This window comes from Photobacterium japonica (assembly GCF_050337005.1).
Lineage (GTDB): Bacteria > Pseudomonadota > Gammaproteobacteria > Enterobacterales > Vibrionaceae > Photobacterium > Photobacterium japonica.
Genome location: NZ_JAKJSN010000037.1, coordinates 42,580 through 58,011 on the forward strand (window position 1 = coordinate 42,580; position 15,432 = coordinate 58,011).

15 protein-coding genes are annotated in these 15,432 nt (G+C 51.1%); 5 read left to right on the forward strand and 10 right to left on the reverse strand.

Translation table 11 applies throughout. The annotated features are described in order from the left end of the window. Positions 1-31: 31 nt before the first annotated feature. The 8 genes from rseP to rpsB all read right to left on the reverse strand — a co-directional run bounded on the left by rseP (position 32) and on the right by rpsB (position 7,685). A complete protein-coding gene (gene rseP / locus L4C36_RS15105) occupies positions 32-1,387 on the reverse strand; it encodes a sigma E protease regulator RseP (protein WP_428478632.1) in 1,356 nt (451 codons plus the stop codon). Beyond that, on the reverse strand, positions 1,384-2,580 hold the full coding sequence (gene ispC, locus L4C36_RS15110; protein WP_428478633.1) for a 1-deoxy-D-xylulose-5-phosphate reductoisomerase: 1,197 nt from the start codon (positions 2,578-2,580) through the stop codon (positions 1,384-1,386). Before ispC ends, rseP begins: the two co-directional genes overlap by 4 nt. Positions 2,581-2,696: 116 nt before the next feature. Then, a complete protein-coding gene (locus tag L4C36_RS15115; protein ID WP_428478634.1) occupies positions 2,697-3,545 on the reverse strand; it encodes a phosphatidate cytidylyltransferase in 849 nt (282 codons plus the stop codon). Positions 3,546-3,695: 150 nt separating this feature from the next. Continuing rightward, positions 3,696-4,457, reverse strand: coding sequence for an undecaprenyl pyrophosphate synthase (gene uppS, locus L4C36_RS15120; protein WP_428478635.1), 762 nt, complete (start codon positions 4,455-4,457; stop codon positions 3,696-3,698). Between the two features lie 82 nt (positions 4,458-4,539). Beyond that, entirely contained in the window at positions 4,540-5,097 is a 558-nt protein-coding gene (gene frr, locus L4C36_RS15125) for a ribosome recycling factor (RefSeq protein WP_428478636.1), read from the reverse strand. Between the two features lie 81 nt (positions 5,098-5,178). Next, complete coding sequence (gene pyrH / locus L4C36_RS15130; RefSeq protein WP_428478637.1) at positions 5,179-5,907, reverse strand: UMP kinase; 729 nt, start codon at positions 5,905-5,907, stop codon at positions 5,179-5,181. Between the two features lie 90 nt (positions 5,908-5,997). Next, on the reverse strand, positions 5,998-6,843 hold the full coding sequence (gene tsf / locus L4C36_RS15135) for a translation elongation factor Ts (protein WP_428478638.1): 846 nt from the start codon (positions 6,841-6,843) through the stop codon (positions 5,998-6,000). Positions 6,844-6,956: 113 nt separating this feature from the next. Beyond that, positions 6,957-7,685: a 30S ribosomal protein S2 gene (gene rpsB / locus L4C36_RS15140; protein WP_428478639.1), complete on the reverse strand. Its 729-nt coding sequence runs from the start codon at positions 7,683-7,685 to the stop codon at positions 6,957-6,959. 321 nt (positions 7,686-8,006) lie between these two features. Here rpsB and map point away from each other — a divergent pair, with 321 nt between their 5' ends. Next, the gene (gene map / locus L4C36_RS15145) at positions 8,007-8,882 is read left to right on the forward strand and encodes a type I methionyl aminopeptidase (RefSeq protein WP_428478640.1); all 876 of its coding nucleotides are present in this window, start codon (positions 8,007-8,009) and stop codon (positions 8,880-8,882) included. Between the two features lie 153 nt (positions 8,883-9,035). Beyond that, positions 9,036-11,654, forward strand: a complete 2,619-nt coding sequence (gene glnD / locus L4C36_RS15150) for a bifunctional uridylyltransferase/uridylyl-removing protein GlnD (RefSeq protein WP_428478641.1) — start codon at positions 9,036-9,038, stop codon at positions 11,652-11,654. Positions 11,655-11,778: 124 nt separating this feature from the next. On the opposite strand, the gene L4C36_RS15155 is transcribed toward glnD, so the two are convergent. Together L4C36_RS15155 and truC are read right to left on the reverse strand one after the other, a co-directional pair. Then, complete coding sequence (locus tag L4C36_RS15155; RefSeq protein WP_428478642.1) at positions 11,779-12,228, reverse strand: flavodoxin; 450 nt, start codon at positions 12,226-12,228, stop codon at positions 11,779-11,781. Positions 12,229-12,301: 73 nt separating this feature from the next. Beyond that, on the reverse strand, positions 12,302-13,372 hold the full coding sequence (gene truC / locus L4C36_RS15160; protein WP_428478643.1) for a tRNA pseudouridine(65) synthase TruC: 1,071 nt from the start codon (positions 13,370-13,372) through the stop codon (positions 12,302-12,304). A gap of 162 nt (positions 13,373-13,534) precedes the next feature. On the opposite strand from truC, the gene L4C36_RS15165 reads away from it, so the two are divergent. From L4C36_RS15165 to L4C36_RS15175, 3 genes are all read left to right on the forward strand, one after another. After that, positions 13,535-14,578: a DUF3549 family protein gene (locus tag L4C36_RS15165; protein ID WP_428478644.1), complete on the forward strand. Its 1,044-nt coding sequence runs from the start codon at positions 13,535-13,537 to the stop codon at positions 14,576-14,578. 67 nt (positions 14,579-14,645) lie between these two features. Continuing rightward, complete coding sequence (locus tag L4C36_RS15170) at positions 14,646-14,948, forward strand: DUF3301 domain-containing protein (RefSeq protein ID WP_428478648.1); 303 nt, start codon at positions 14,646-14,648, stop codon at positions 14,946-14,948. Between the two features lie 238 nt (positions 14,949-15,186). Then, positions 15,187-15,432 (forward strand): hypothetical protein (locus tag L4C36_RS15175; protein WP_428478645.1); only part of this gene is annotated, 246 nt, incomplete at its 3' end.

The following is a 15,432-nucleotide window of genomic DNA, read 5'->3' on the forward strand; positions in this document are numbered from 1 at the left end:
TTCTGATTATTCCTTGCTAAAACGCTCTTATTTAAAAGCGGGTAAAATCATTGAATAGCGCGACGGCCATTAACGCAACCAAAATGGCTGAACCCACTCTATAGCCCATTTCCTGAACGCGTTCAGAAACAGGACGACGTGTTACTGCTTCGATGGCGAAGAACATCAAATGTCCACCGTCCAGCACAGGAAGCGGTAATAAATTCACAATACCCAAATTCACACTGATAAGGGCCAAAAAGCCGAGGAACGACAATAAACCAATATCGGCCGTCATCCCTGCCCCTTTAGCAATGGAAATAGGGCCGCTCAAGTTTTTCAACGCCACATCGCCAGTGAACAGTTTGGTGACCATATCAAACGTAATGGTCACTAACTGCCACGTGCGCTCAGACGCTTTGCCTATGGCCTCTATTGGGCCATATTGCATGTGGATCAGGTTTGCTTCTGGCCACGGGTCGCGGGCTGAAGCAAAACCTGCATAACCAATGACATCACCATTGTCGAGGGTTTTCGCCGCTGGCGTCAATGGCAGTGAGACTGTCTCCTCACCGCGCTTCACGGTCATGGTCAATGTTTGCTCAGGGTGTGAACGAACACGATCCACCACTTGCTGCCAGGTCGTGACCGGTTGGTCGTCCACAGCCACAATTTTGTCATTTAACCGTAATCCCGCGTGAATTGCTGCTCCATCTTCCACAAGTTGTGAAATGATTAGCGTAAATTTCGGGTAAAACGGGGTGATCCCCAAGGTGGTCAGTACTCGCTCACTCTCTGGATCATACGACCAATGGGTCAAATCCAACGTGCGATCGACCACCATACCGCTTTGTGGGTCGCGAGCTGTCAACGACATACTCGCATCACCAATATGGGAAATCATGGCCATATTGACCGATTCCCAATCTGCAGTTTTGAGTCCCGATATGGATTTTAGTTCCATCCCCGAGACAATTCCTGCGTCTGCCGCAATCGATTGGGGCGCCACTTCGCCAATCACGGGCTTCACCGCTGGCAAGCCAATCAGGAAGACCACCCAGTAAGCAAAAATGGCAAACAGGAAGTTCGCCAATGGCCCCGCCGCAACAATGGCACTACGCTGCCACAGTTTTTTATTGTTAAACGCCATGTGACGGCGCGCTTCTGGCACCGCCTCGACACGTTCATCCAACATCTTGACGTAGCCGCCAAGCGGGATCATCGCAAGCGTATATTCTGTGCCATCTTTACCGACTTTGCGCCATAACGCTTTACCAAAGCCGATCGAAAACTTTTCGACAAACACGCCACAACGGCGCGCAACCCAAAAGTGGCCATATTCATGCACGGCAATCAACACACCCAACGCCAGCAAAAAGGCGCCAAGGTTCCACAATATTCCCATCATAGCGTTACCTTTTGAATCAAGGCTTGAGCCGCAATACGCGCCAAGCGGTCAAGCTCTAGCACGCAGGCCAAGTCCGTTGGCTCCGTCAGGACTGCTGTCGCTAACACGTCGCTATTAATGCGCGCGATGTCAGTAAAGCCCAAACGGTGCTCTAAAAATGCCGCTACCGCGACTTCATTCGCAGCATTCAACGTGGTTGTCGCCGCTTGTCCACTATAACAAGCATCCATGGCTAATTTAAGGCATGGGTAGCGGCTAAAGTCAGGCTTAAGGAAGGTAAACTCACCAATCTGACTAAAATCTAAGGGCGCGACACCCGCGTCTACCCTGTCAGGATAGGCCATCGCACAGGCGATAGGGGTGCGCATGTCCGGCAAGCCCATTTGGGCAATCACGGATCCATCTTTGTACTGCACCATGGAGTGGATCACCGATTGCGGGTGGATGATCACATCCATCTGCTCACGCGCGGCATTGAACAGCCAGCGCGCTTCAATGTACTCCAGGCCTTTGTTCATCATGGTGGCGGAATCGACAGAAATTTTCGGCCCCATCGACCAGTTCGGGTGAGCAATCGCCATCGCTGGCGTCACAGCCGCCAACTCAGCCACATCGGTATAACGGAACGGACCGCCTGAGCCGGTCAGCAAAATTTTGCTCACGCCTGCACCGGCTAAATCACAGTAACCCATCTGACGCTGTACATCAGCAGGTAGGCTTTGGAAAATCGCGTTGTGCTCACTGTCCACCGGTAGCAGTTCTGCCCCGTATTGACGGCACGCATCAATGAACATTTGGCCTGACATGACCAAGGCTTCTTTGTTTGCCAGCAAAATGCGTTTGCCCGCTTTTACCGCAGCCATGGTCGGCAACAACCCCGCCGCGCCGACAATCGCCGCCATCACGGTGTCCACTTCGTCCAACGCTGCCACGTGGCACATGCCAGCATCACCGGCCAGCACTTCCGTTGCGATCTGGTGTTGCTTTAGCAGCGCGGCCAATTCTTGGGCGGCCTGCTCTGACGCCATCGCGGCGTACTTTGGCTGCCATTGCTGGCACAGCTCAAACATTTTTTGGCTATTGCTGCCTGCCGCTAATGCGACCACGTCAAACAAATCAGGGCTCTGAGCGGCGACGGCCAGCGTGCTGCTCCCGATAGAACCTGTTGCACCAAGAATCGTTAACTTACGCATACTATCACTTAACACTAGAATGTTTTGTCAGGCCATTTAAGCATGGCAACCTTGCCGGTTTATTGCCTATCAATCGTGATTGGGCACCGGCAAGGCACAAGAAAAGCAAAGAGGGATTACACCAACCACAAATACAGAAGGGCAAACACAGGCAGGGCAGCCGTCAGGCTATCAATACGATCAAGCACTCCACCGTGACCTGGCAGGATCTGACTACTGTCTTTGATCCCAGAAACACGTTTGAACATGCTTTCAACCAAATCACCCAAAACTGACGCCACCACGGTCACGACGGCAATAAACAGTAAACTGCCCACGCTCGCAAACGGAATGTCCATCAGTGCAGCACCGCCCCACGTCACAACAATCGCCAACAATGCGCCACCCACTAACCCTTCAATGGTTTTGTTTGGGCTCACCGCGGGGGCCATTTTGTGCTTACCAAATCGCTTACCCGAGAAATACGCCCCTGTATCCGCCGCCCAGACGAGCAAACAGACCAACAGCACCAATTTGGCACCATGGTAAGGGGTTTCAAGGTAATTTACCGCGCGAAGCATCAAGATGCTCCAAAAGAAAGGCAGGAGGGTCAGTAAACCGAACAGGTATTTTAAAGAGGAGATCCCTGACCACCCAACCGCACTGCGCGGATAGGTAATGGCCAATGCGGAGGCTACCAGCCACCACACGCCACCGATAAGGAGCATGCCTTGGTGTGACGAGGTTAATGCGGATAACGCCTGTGGATCGGTCGGCATGAAGCAGAGCGAGGCCCCTAAGCTGATAACAGGAACAATCATCGCCACAACGCGTGATTTCGTTTCAACAAATTGTGTCCACTCCCAAAACCCAATCAGGGTGATTGCCGCTAACGCCGCAATGAAGGCAGGAAAAGGTAAAAAGAAGATTCCTGCAATAACTAAGGGAGCGAGGATGACTGCGGTGATAATACGTTGCTTAAGCAAACTGCGTCCTCTCGATTTTTCTTCTGTTGCTGGTTAGACGCTCAGTGCTAACCAGAGTGTTGCCATTCCAGGCAAACAGCAAAAAAGGCATCAAGACCTAAGTCAGATGCCCCAAATAAAGATACCCATTATGCCATGGCATACTGGGTATTAATGTTCTAATAACGCTTGAATTTGCTCGCCCGTACAGCCAAATCGGCGTTCACGGTTCACAAACCAGGCGACAGCTTGGGCAAAACTGGCTTCGTCGAAATCCGGCCAATGCTGTTCAGTGAAATACAACTCCGCATAGGCAGTCTGCCATAGCATGAAGTTACTGATCCGGCATTCGCCACTGGTGCGGATCAACAAATCCACATCCGGTAAATCGGCGGTGGTTAAGCCTGCTGCCAGCATGTCTTCCGTAATATCGGATGCTGTCAAGCCTTGCTCAGCCACTTGTATGGCGAGGCGTTTGGTGGCCTGTAGGATATCCCACTGTCCGCCATAGTTCGCTGCCACATTCAGCACCATACCGGTATTGTTCGCCGTTAACGCTTCCGCATCCGCAATTTTTTGTTGTAAGCGGTCACTGAAACGTTCGGTGTCGCCAATAATGCGCAAACGGATATTGTTTTTATGTAGACGCTTCACTTCACGACTTAATACTGTCATGAAGAGTTCCATCAGCAAAGACACTTCATCTTCAGGGCGACGCCAGTTTTCGCTACTGAACGCAAACAAGGTCACTGCCTGAATCCCTAGGCGATTGGCCGTTGAGACGGTCTTGCGTACGGCATCCACACCGGCTTTGTGGCCAAACACTCGAGGCTTGCCCTTGGCTTTTGCCCACCGACCGTTACCATCCATAATAATGGCAACATGTTTAGGTAAGCTGTCCGCGCAAAGTGCAGAATCGATTGTATCTGCCATACCTCTCCCTCAAAAAAAAAGCGCTGTGCTGTACGCACAGCGCCCTGAATCACATTAAGCGTTTAGCAAGTTAAGGCGAACCTTATACTTCCATTAGCTCTTTTTCTTTGACTTCAAGAATCGCATCGATGTTCTTCACAGCCGCATCAGTTAGCTTCTGGATTTCATCTTGGCTACGACGATCGTCATCTTCGGAGATTTCTTTCTCTTTTAGAAGACCTTTGATGTCGGCGTTCGCGTCACGGCGAATGTTACGAATAGCAACACGGCCTTGCTCTGCTTCTGCACGTACGATCTTAACCAGATCACGACGACGCTCTTCAGTTAGCGCTGGCAATGGTACGCGAATAACGGTACCGGTTGACATTGGGTTTAGACCCAAGTCAGACATCATGATCGCTTTTTCGATTTTTGGCGTAAGTTCACGGTCAAATACTGTGATAGCCAGTGTACGAGAATCTTCAGCAACAACGTTCGCTAGCTGCTTAAGCGGCGTGTTTGCGCCGTAATATTCTACGTAGATAGTATCAAGTAGGCTTGGGTGAGCACGGCCTGTGCGCACTTTAGCTAGCTGACTTTTTAGCGACTCAACGCTTTTGCCCATGCGCTCTTGCGCATCTTGTTTGATTGCATCAATCACGATAAATACCCTTAATGATTCGGTAAATGCGGGACTGTGATCCCATATAGCGCCAGCTAAGACTGGCACTACGGTTAAACGTTAGTGATTCGCGATTAGCGTGCCTTCTTGCTCACCCATCACCACACGGCGAAGCGAGCCAGGCTTGTTCATGTTGAACACGCGAATTGGCATACCGTGGTCACGTGCCAAGGTAAATGCCGCAAGATCCATCACTTTCAGTTCTTGTTCAAGAACATCTTGATAGCTAAGCTTATCATAAAGCTTCGCGTCTGGGTTTTTAACTGGATCTTCTGTGAAGACGCCATCGACTTTTGTCGCTTTTAGGACAACGTCGGCTTCGATTTCGATACCGCGTAGACACGCAGCTGAATCTGTTGTGAAGAATGGGTTACCGGTACCCGCAGAGAAAATCACAACACGACCTTGACGCAACTGGCTGATTGCATCGGCCCAGTTGTAGTTATCACACACGCCGTTTAGCGGAATTGCAGACATCACTCGAGCGTTCACATAGGCACGATGTAGTGCGTCACGCATTGCCAAGCCGTTCATCACGGTTGCTAGCATACCCATGTGGTCGCCCACAACTCGGTTCATACCTGCTTCTGCTAGGCCAGCACCGCGGAACAAGTTACCGCCACCGATAACCAGGCCAACCTGTACACCGAGTTCAATCAGTTCTTTGATTTCCTGAGCCATACGGTCAAGAACTTGTGCGTCAATACCAAAACCTTCGCTGCCTTGCAGTGCTTCCCCACTGAGCTTAAGCAGAATACGTTGATAAGTCGGTTTAGGATTTGTGGTCATTAGTGATACCTTCCAGGCTTACTTTAAGATATGGAGTTGTAAAAAGACCGCAGCCTAGGCCACGGTCTTCTAAGAGCAATTCGCTAAGGATTAACCTTTCTGCACAAGTGCTACTTCTTCTGCGAAGCTTAGAGCAGCAACCTTCTCGATGCCCTCACCCACTTCTAGACGAATAAAGTCAGAAACTGATGCGCCGCTTTCTTTTAGAACGTCAGCAACCGTTTTCTTAGGTTCCATGATGAATGCCTGGCCAGTTAGAGAAACTTCGCCAGTGAACTTCTTCATGCGGCCTTCAACCATCTTTTCAGCGATTTCTTTAGGCTTGCCTTCGTTCATTGCGATTTCAACCTGAACTTCACGCTCTTTTGCTACTACTTCAGCAGGAACGTCAGTTGGGTTCACGTACTCAGGCTTAGAAGCTGCTACGTGCATTGCAATGTGCTTAAGCATTTCGTCGTCGCCGTTACCAGCAACAACTACTGCGATACGTGCGCCGTGCGTGTAAGCAGACACTTTCTCGCCCGCGATGTATGCTACGCGACGGATAGAGATGTTCTCACCGATCTTAGCAACAAGCGCGATACGCTGCTCTTCAAACTGAGCTTGAAGTTCTTCAACTGAAGCTTGGCTAGCAAGTGCTGCGTCAGCAACTTCGTTAGCGAACGCAAGGAAGCTACCGTCTTTAGCAACGAAGTCAGTCTGGCAGTTTACTTCAACAAGTGCTGCTTTACCGTCAGCGTTCTTGATGATGATAGTACCTTCAGCTGCTACGTTACCTGCTTTCTTAGCAGCCTTAGCAGCACCGCTTTTACGCATGTTTTCGATTGCTAGCTCGATATCAGCATTCGCTTCAACAAGTGCTTTCTTACAATCCATCATGCCTGCGCCAGTACGATCGCGCAGTTCTTTAACTAGGGCAGCTGTAACTGTTGCCATTGTTATATCCTCAGTTTTGAATACTTTGTATAAAAATCAGGGGCCATGATCGGCCCCTGGTAACCATTCTTAGTTTACACAAGGTAACTTAAGAAGCTCAAAGGAGCTGGTTATTATTCAGCTTCTACGAAACCGTCTTGCTCAGCTAGAGCAACGATGTCTTGGTTACGAGCTTCAGTTACAGTCTGAGCTACAGCACCAGTGTAAAGCTTGATTGCACGGATTGCATCGTCGTTACCAGGGATAACGAAGTCAACGCCGTCTGGGTTAGAGTTAGTATCTACTACTGCAAATACTGGGATACCCAGGTTGTTAGCTTCTTTAATTGCAATGTGCTCGTGATCAGCATCGATTACGAACATTGCGTCTGGAAGACCAGCCATGTTCTTGATACCGCCAAGTGACTTCTCAAGCTTTTCCATTTCACGAGTACGCATAAGCGCTTCTTTCTTGGTTAGCTTGTCGAAAGTACCGTCAGCAGACTGTACTTCAAGGTCTTTTAGACGCTTGATTGACTGGCGAACAGTTTTCCAGTTAGTCAGCATACCACCCAACCAACGGTTGTTTACGTAGTACTGGTCACAGTTTACTGCAGCTTCTTTGATAGATTCGCTGGCTGCACGCTTAGTACCAACGAAAAGTACTTTACCTTTGCGAGCTGCAATCTTGTTGATTTCAGCTAGCGCTTCGTTGAACATTGGTACAGTTTGCTCAAGGTTGATGATGTGAACACGGTTACGAGCACCGAAGATGAATGGCTTCATCTTTGGGTTCCAGTAACGAGTTTGGTGACCGAAGTGTACACCAGCCTGAAGCATGTCGCGCATTGATACAGTTGCCATTGAATAATCCTCTATGGGGTTAGGCGTCCACATATCCCATCTTAACCGACCCGAAGAACGCCATTGACGTTACAATCTTGCGAAAGATTGCCGAGCACCCCGGAAGATGTGCCGATATGTGTGAGTAATTAATAAAAAGTTTAGTTGTAATATGAATAACTGAATCGAAATCCAATTACCCAATTACGGCGCGCTTTATACCATATTTTCTGAGTGAAAATCCAGTCAAAATCTTTATCTGACGATCAAACTCGGTTTCCATCTATCGTCCTCACTGTTACCATATAAGGAAGATAAAACCGTCAATGCAGAGAAGATTGAATGAGCATCAAGATCAAAACGGCTGAAGAAATTGAAAAAATGCGCGCCGCGGGTCGTTTAGCAGCCGAGGTGCTGGAAATGATTGAACCGCACATCCAAGTGGGTGTGACGACGGATGAGCTGAACCAAATTTGTCATGATTATGCCCTAGAAAAAGGCGCATACTCGGCACCGCTTGATTATCACGGCTTCCCGAAATCGATCTGTACCTCAATCAACCACATCGTTTGTCACGGTATTCCTGCTCAAGCAGATGAAATGGGCAGCAACGGCCTGATGAAGCCGGGCGTCCTTAAAGATGGCGACATCCTGAATGTCGACATTACCGTGATCATCCCGAACGACCCAAGCGCCGATCTTAGCGTGCGTCCTGAAGGCTACCACGGCGATACCTCTAAAATGTTCTTCGTGGGCGACGTCTCTCCAGCAGACAAGCGTCTGTGCCGCGTGACACAAGATGCGCTATATGAAGGCATGCGTCAGGTGAAACCCGGCGCGACCGTGGGCGATATAGGTACCGCGATTGAAAAATACATCAAAGCCAACAACAAGAAAAACCCCCTGCAGAAGTACTCCATCGTGAAAGACTTCTGCGGTCACGGTATTGGCTTTGAGTTCCACGAAGAGCCACAAGTGGTGCACTACCGCAACAGCGATCGTACCAAGCTAAAAGCAGGTATGTGTTTCACGATTGAACCGATGATCAATGCAGGTCGTTTCGGTTGTACGGTCGACATGGCGGATGACTGGACGGTTTACACCGCAGATGGCAAAAAATCGGCTCAGTACGAACACACGCTTGTGGTGACCGAGACCGGTTGTGAAGTGCTAACACTGCGCAGTGATGACACCATTCCACGCATCATGAATAACTAATGCAGCATGCCGTAAGGCATTGCGCCCAACGCATCACGAAGCCGGCCACGATGCCGGCTTTTTTTTTGCCTTGAATGTTGTGCCTTAAATAGGCGACTTACACCGAACCGTGTTAGGGTTAGTGCATGCATCTTTGATTCTGCACGGACAGCTATGAGTACACCAACCCCACTCGCCGACACCCCCCTCACCGATCCGTTTGCTCCCGAGCAACTGCGTGAGGCATTAGCCCGCTTTACCCAACAACAACAAACCGGCTTTTTAGCGCACGAACCGATCACCCAATTGGTGGAGGCACGCGCGCACTACATGGATAACTTGCTGGAACAGCTATGGCAACATTTCGGGTTAGATCAACACCCCACGCTGGCGTTGGTCTCGGTCGGGGGCTATGGCCGAGGGGAACTGCATCCACTCTCTGACGTGGATATTCTGGTACTCAGCGTCGACCCTGTCGATGATGCCACCGGCACACAGATCAGCACCTTTCTGACGCTGTTATGGGATCTCAAGCTGGATGTCGGGCACAGCGTCCGTACCCTTGATCAATGCGTTGAAATCGGCACCAACGATTTGACCGTGGCCACCAACTTGCAAGAAGCGCGCTGGCTATGCGGTCAACACAACACCTTTTTGCAACTAGAAGAACGCCTGAACGATGGCAGTTTCTGGCCCAGCGAAGTGTTCTTCCAAGCCAAGATGGATGAGCAGAAAACCCGCCATGCGCGCTATCACGACACCACTTATAACCTCGAGCCGGACATCAAATCCAGCCCGGGCGGCTTACGGGATATCCATACCCTCAGTTGGATCGCCCGCCGTCATTTCGGCGCCACCAGCTTACTGGAAATGAGCCGCTTTGGCTTTTTAACCGATGCCGAATACCGTGAATTAGTGGAGTGTCAGGATTCCCTGTGGCGGATCCGCTTTGCCTTGCACAGCGAACTGCGCCGCTATGACAACCGCCTGACCTTCGGCCACCAAGCCTCGGTGGCGGAATTGCTCGGGTATCAGGGCGAAGGTAACCGCCCGGTAGAAATGATGATGAAAGATTTCTACCGCACCCTGCGCCGCGTGGCCGAATTAAACAAAATGCTGCTGCAGCTGTTTGACGAGGCCATTCTCAACAAAGGTGCCGAGCAAACCACCGTCATGTTGGATGAGGATTTCCAATTGCGCGGAGGACTGATCGAAGCGACGAAACCGGCGTTGTTCCAAGCCCGCCCCGACACCATCCTCGATATGTTCCTGCATATTGCTCGCAATTCAGACATTGAAGGCATCGCGGCACCGACGCTGCGCCAACTGCGCACGGCCCGCCGTCGCTTGAATCGCTTTTTGGTCGATATACCGGAAGCGCGAGACAAGTTCATGGCCTTGGTTCGCCAACCAAATTGTTTACAGCGGGCATTCCGACTCATGCATCGCCACGGCGTGCTGTCGACCTACCTGCCGCAATGGAGCCAAATTGTCGGCCAGATGCAGTTTGACTTGTTTCATGTCTATACCGTGGATGAACACACGGTACGACTGATCAAAAACCTCAACAAATTTGCTGACCCCGATAATCGCGATCGCCACCCGATTTGCTGTGAAGTTTATCCCCGCGTGATCAAGAAAGAAATCTTGTTACTGGCCGCCATCTTCCATGATATCGCCAAAGGGCGCGGCGGGGATCACTCCGAACTCGGTGGTGTCGATGCCTATGATTTCTGTTTACTGCATGGCTTGTCTAAGCCAGAAGCCAACTTGGTCAAATGGCTGGTCAATCAACACCTGCTCATGTCGGTGACGGCGCAGCGCCGTGATATTTATGATCCGGAAGTGATCACCGCGTTTGCCAAAGAAGTCCGCGATGAAGAACGTCTGGATCACCTGATATGCCTGACGGTGGCCGACATTTGCGCCACCAACCAAGATCTGTGGAACAGCTGGAAACGCACCTTACTGGCAGAGCTGTACTACTCCACCCAAAAAGCCTTGCGTCGCGGGCTGGAAAACCCGCCGGATATGCGCGAACGGATCCGCCACAATCAGCAGATGGCCTCTGCCCTGCTGCGCAGTGAAGGCTTTGCTCCGCGGGATATCGAAGTGCTCTGGCAACGGTTTAAAGCCGATTACTTCCTCCGTCATACCCACAAACAAATTGCGTGGCATGCCGAAGCGATCCTCAATCACGACGATCATGACAAGCCGCTGATCTTGCTGAGTAAGAAAGCCACCCGCGGCGGCACCGAAGTGTTCGTTTATTGCAAAGACAAAACCAAGCTGTTTGCGATTGTGGTCTCTGAGCTGGACAAGAAAAACCTCAGCGTGCACGACGCACAGGTCATGACCAGCAAAGACGGTTACGCGTTAGATACCTTCATGGTGCTCGACCCGACCGGTAACGCCCTGAGCGAAAACCGCCATAATACGGTACGCCGCGCACTGGTGAATGCCCTGACCCACATGAAGTCAGACAGAAAGAAGAAGCGCCCACCGCACAAGTTGCAGCATTTCAACGTCAAAACGCGGGTGGACTTCTTACCGACTAAATCGGGCAAGAAAACCATGATTGAGCTGGTCGCGCTCGACATGCCCGGCCTGCTGGCACGGGTCGGCTCTGTGTTTGCACGACAGAAAATCAGCTTGCAAGCCGCCAAAATCACCACCATTGGCGAACGCGCAGAAGACTTTTTCATTGTGATAAACCAAGACGGCGAGCAACTCAATGATGAGCAGCAAACCCAGTTGCGTGACGCACTCATCAGCAGGTTAGAGAAAAAGTAGCGATCGAAGCCCTTTCATCGCGGCTCTATCGTCACCACAAAAAAAAGGCGGCCCATTGACACGGCCCGCCTTTTTTATGTGTTTAACTATTGGTCATTAATCGCTGATGATTGATGGTGACACGCTAGCTCGCCGCCCACGTTTGTACCCATGGCATAACCACATCGAGGGCATCAAAATTAACGCAGGCATCCACATCCAATCGTGGCGCCACGGGCCGTGCCTGCAATTGCAGTAACAAGCTCTCAAATTGACGACCCGCACCACAATAGCGTTCTTCCCCGTAACTGGAATCCCCCATGGCCACGACGCCAAAACGTAATGTGGGCACCTGTGGCAAGGTGTCTTCCAAGGCGAGGTACATCGGCAAGGCATTATCAGGGATCTCCCCTTGCCCCGTGGTCGAGGTGATCACCAACACGGTTTCATCTTGGTAAGACAAGAATTCCTCAGACGTAGGAATATCAAACACCGCCGCATCATGGCCTTCGTCATTGAGATAACTGGCTACAGCATGCGCCACATCTTCTGCGCCACCGTAAACAGAGCCTACAAAAATACCGATTTTTGCCATTTCAATTCCCTCTTGATGACAGATACCTACGATCTACAGTAGACGATCAACGCGCCCAACAGCAAGCGCCGACTCAGCTTTCCGCTTCTGCAGGCGTCAGTAAGGCGGCATCCCATTCAAACGCCGTCATCACATGCTGCCAGGTGTCATCCACCGAGGCACGAATGTCCAAAACGGCTTCAGTGATCGGGTGTGCCAACTGCAAGCGAGAGGCATGCAACATCAAACGGTGACACGCAAAGTTCTCGCGGAACATGCGATTATGGCGGCCATCACCGTGGTTCACATCACCGATAATGTGGTGGCTCAAATGGTGCATATGGCGACGCAACTGATGCTTACGGCCCGTTTCTGGCTGCATTTCAACCAAGGTATAACGACTGGTCGCATAGCGCCCGACCGGAATGTTCGTTTCAACCTTGGCAATCGGGGCATACGCGGTCACCGCGGGTTGCGCCTCTTTCTCTTGATCGGCGTGCTTATCCGCAATTTTATCCAACTCTTGTTTCAACGGATAATCGAGTACTGCCGCTTCTTTCACCCAACCACGCACGACCGCATGGTAAGTTTTCTTGATATCTCGACCGGCAAATTTTGGCATCATCAGCGCGGCGATCTCTTTGGATAACCCAAACAGCAACACGCCAGATGTAGGACGATCAAGGCGGTGAAGCGGAAACACATGCTGACCGATTTGATCACGCAGCGTTTGCATCACAAACACGGTTTCATGGCTATCCAACCACGAACGGTGCACTAACATGCCCGCCGGTTTGTTCACCGCGACTAAATACTCATCACGATAGAGTATTTCAAGTTCAATCGGCTTGTGACTGAACAGCTGATCAATTTCTCGCGTTACCATCACTAACGGTTGGCTGCTCGCGAGGCCTTTCATTGCCTCTTCAACATAAGGGGAAATTTCCAATGCCTCAGGCAACGGTAACTGAGCTTGCAACAATTGCCCCAATTTCGGAATAAACACCCACTGTAGCCACTGCGTACACGTTAAGGTGTCGATAGCAAACGGCTCGACACTCTGTAATGCCGCACGGTCTGGGGACGTCGTTTCCCATAAATCATGCGCTTGCATTACGGCTTCAAGTTGCAGCAACAATTGCTGGCAATGACGGTTTCTGTTCACTCGGCTTCCCTTGTTCTAGGCAGTAATCGATCAACTGGATAATGGCGACGGAGCATACCACCTTGCTCGCTATCCCCCAAGCAAGGCTGATGCACGGGCATGGCTTCACGTGGGAGGATCGTTATATACTGAGGCTCTTAACAAGGAGCATAGAGACTGCCCATGGAGAACTTTCATACGCTAACCCAGTTGCTAGACAACGCGGGTTGCCACTATCACATTTACGATCTGGGTCGCCGTGTGAACGCGATCGATATCGACCAATTCAAAGCGGTGGAAGAAAACCGTCAACCGTATCCATGCCCGCTACAGCAACATGCCCACTTGTCGATTGCGTTTTGGCAAGCGGATCAGCCGCCGTGGATCTGGTTCTTACGTTTACCGCTGGATGAACGTGGCTTACTGAAACAAGCCGCGGTCGGGGGCTTCATTCAATACGTGATTGAAGCGATGGGCGCGACCCTGAACCGAACGCCAACGGAAGAAGAACAGGAAAAACTGGCCAAGAACCCCTTCACGTTCAAGCCCAATGACGACAAGATGGCGATGTTTCACGCACAGTTGCGCCATCAATTGAACCTGCCGGCCAGCCACTACTATGAGCATGCACAGCACTACCTGAGTGGGGATCTAGGCTGGGAGCAGTGGCAAGGCATTGGTCTACAAGGATTGGCTGATGTGTGTGCCCGCTTAAAGCAAGGCAATAACACGACTTTAGTGCGTAAAGCACTCAATAACCTGCCCCTGACGCCACTATACGCCCTGTTAGGTTGCCTTGAGCACTGCACGTTGCCTGACACCTTAACCCAACGTTTAGTGGAACGTCTGAACGACGAGTGCCGTGTCGATGCACCGGACTTGTTTTTGCTTTCCGCCCTGCTGCGCGCGCTATCCGGGGCTGATCCATTGATTTTGCGCGACACGCTCAAGCACGTTTTTGCCGAGCCGACACTGTGTCACCCAGAGGTACTGGTTGCCGTGGCCGGACGCTGTTGGAGTGGATTGGCTGATACCGACATGGCCAGCCTCTTTTTATTACGCCTGGCACAAACCCAAGATCAAGCATTGTTTAATCAATTGTTTGCCGATCTGGTAATGCTACCGGCGTTACGCGGGCTGATGCTGCAAGTGCTGCACGGTCAAGCCAGCCCAGAGTTAGTGGCGGCGATTGAGCGCTTACAACAACACGCGCACAAGACCCACTAATCCCCCTGATGATCCTGCGTGCCAATCGACCCTTGGCACGCGTATGAACAAGGAAGACACCGCACTCATGGAAAACCTGTTTGGCATTTTACTTTTAGCCATTGTCGGCTACCTTTTCTGGCAACAGCGCCGACAAACGGAGTTGGCACAAGCCTTTATCCACCAGCGCTGCGAACAATTGGGCTTACAGTTGCTCAATACCGCACGCGGCGCCCATCAGTGGCGTGACCTACAAGGCCGCTGGTATTGGCATACCTTATATTGGTTTGAATTTTCTGCCGATGGGGTCGATGCCTATCAAGGCCATGTGATCATGCGAGGATTCAGGCCGGCGAGCTGGCATATTCCGCCCCACCGCATGCCGGACTAAACCCGCATACGTCGCGTGACGTTAAGTACGTGGAGCATAGGGGCCTTGAAAATCGGTGTTGAAGATAGCTATTGGAGATAGATGTTGTTGGAGACAGGCGTTGAAGAAAGGCGTTGAAGAAAGGCGTGACGCACAAAGGGGGAACGTCGGCATCAGCCGTTATCAGGCTAAGTGTTGAGAAATACTATTGCGCCCATAAAAGAACGGGCGCAACTTTCGTTGCGCCCTTAGGTCTTACATGCAGCAATCCCGCTACTATGGTGCTCCCTGCATCATTCCGTTGACTGCTGTATCCGTCAGCATTGTCCTTTTTTACTTCGTCCTGAAGTGTTCCTTTGGCCTTCCTGACCCATCAGCACATCCTGTCCTGACTCTCATCGTCCATCCTGGCGGTGTCCCTGACTTCATCCTGAAGTGGTCCTTTGTCATCCTGACGAGTAAACATCTTGTCTACTACTGTGCCGTTCCTCGGCTATCCCTTCAC

What these genes read in the sequence shown, in the direction of transcription:
- L4C36_RS15165 (WP_428478644.1), top strand. Translation starts at nt 13,535, where the DNA reads ATGGAGAACTTTCATACGCTAACCCAGTTGCTAGACAACGCGGGTTGC.
- L4C36_RS15170 (WP_428478648.1), top strand. Translation starts at nt 14,646, where the DNA reads ATGGAAAACCTGTTTGGCATTTTACTTTTAGCCATTGTCGGCTACCTT.
- L4C36_RS15155 (WP_428478642.1), bottom strand. Translation starts at nt 12,228, where the DNA reads ATGGCAAAAATCGGTATTTTTGTAGGCTCTGTTTACGGTGGCGCAGAA.
- rpsB (WP_428478639.1), bottom strand. Translation starts at nt 7,685, where the DNA reads ATGGCAACTGTATCAATGCGCGACATGCTTCAGGCTGGTGTACACTTC.
- rseP (WP_428478632.1), bottom strand. Translation starts at nt 1,387, where the DNA reads ATGATGGGAATATTGTGGAACCTTGGCGCCTTTTTGCTGGCGTTGGGT.
- uppS (WP_428478635.1), bottom strand. Translation starts at nt 4,457, where the DNA reads ATGGCAGATACAATCGATTCTGCACTTTGCGCGGACAGCTTACCTAAA.
- ispC (WP_428478633.1), bottom strand. Translation starts at nt 2,580, where the DNA reads ATGCGTAAGTTAACGATTCTTGGTGCAACAGGTTCTATCGGGAGCAGC.
- map (WP_428478640.1), top strand. Translation starts at nt 8,007, where the DNA reads ATGAGCATCAAGATCAAAACGGCTGAAGAAATTGAAAAAATGCGCGCC.
- tsf (WP_428478638.1), bottom strand. Translation starts at nt 6,843, where the DNA reads ATGGCAACAGTTACAGCTGCCCTAGTTAAAGAACTGCGCGATCGTACT.
- pyrH (WP_428478637.1), bottom strand. Translation starts at nt 5,907, where the DNA reads ATGACCACAAATCCTAAACCGACTTATCAACGTATTCTGCTTAAGCTC.
- glnD (WP_428478641.1), top strand. Translation starts at nt 9,036, where the DNA reads ATGAGTACACCAACCCCACTCGCCGACACCCCCCTCACCGATCCGTTT.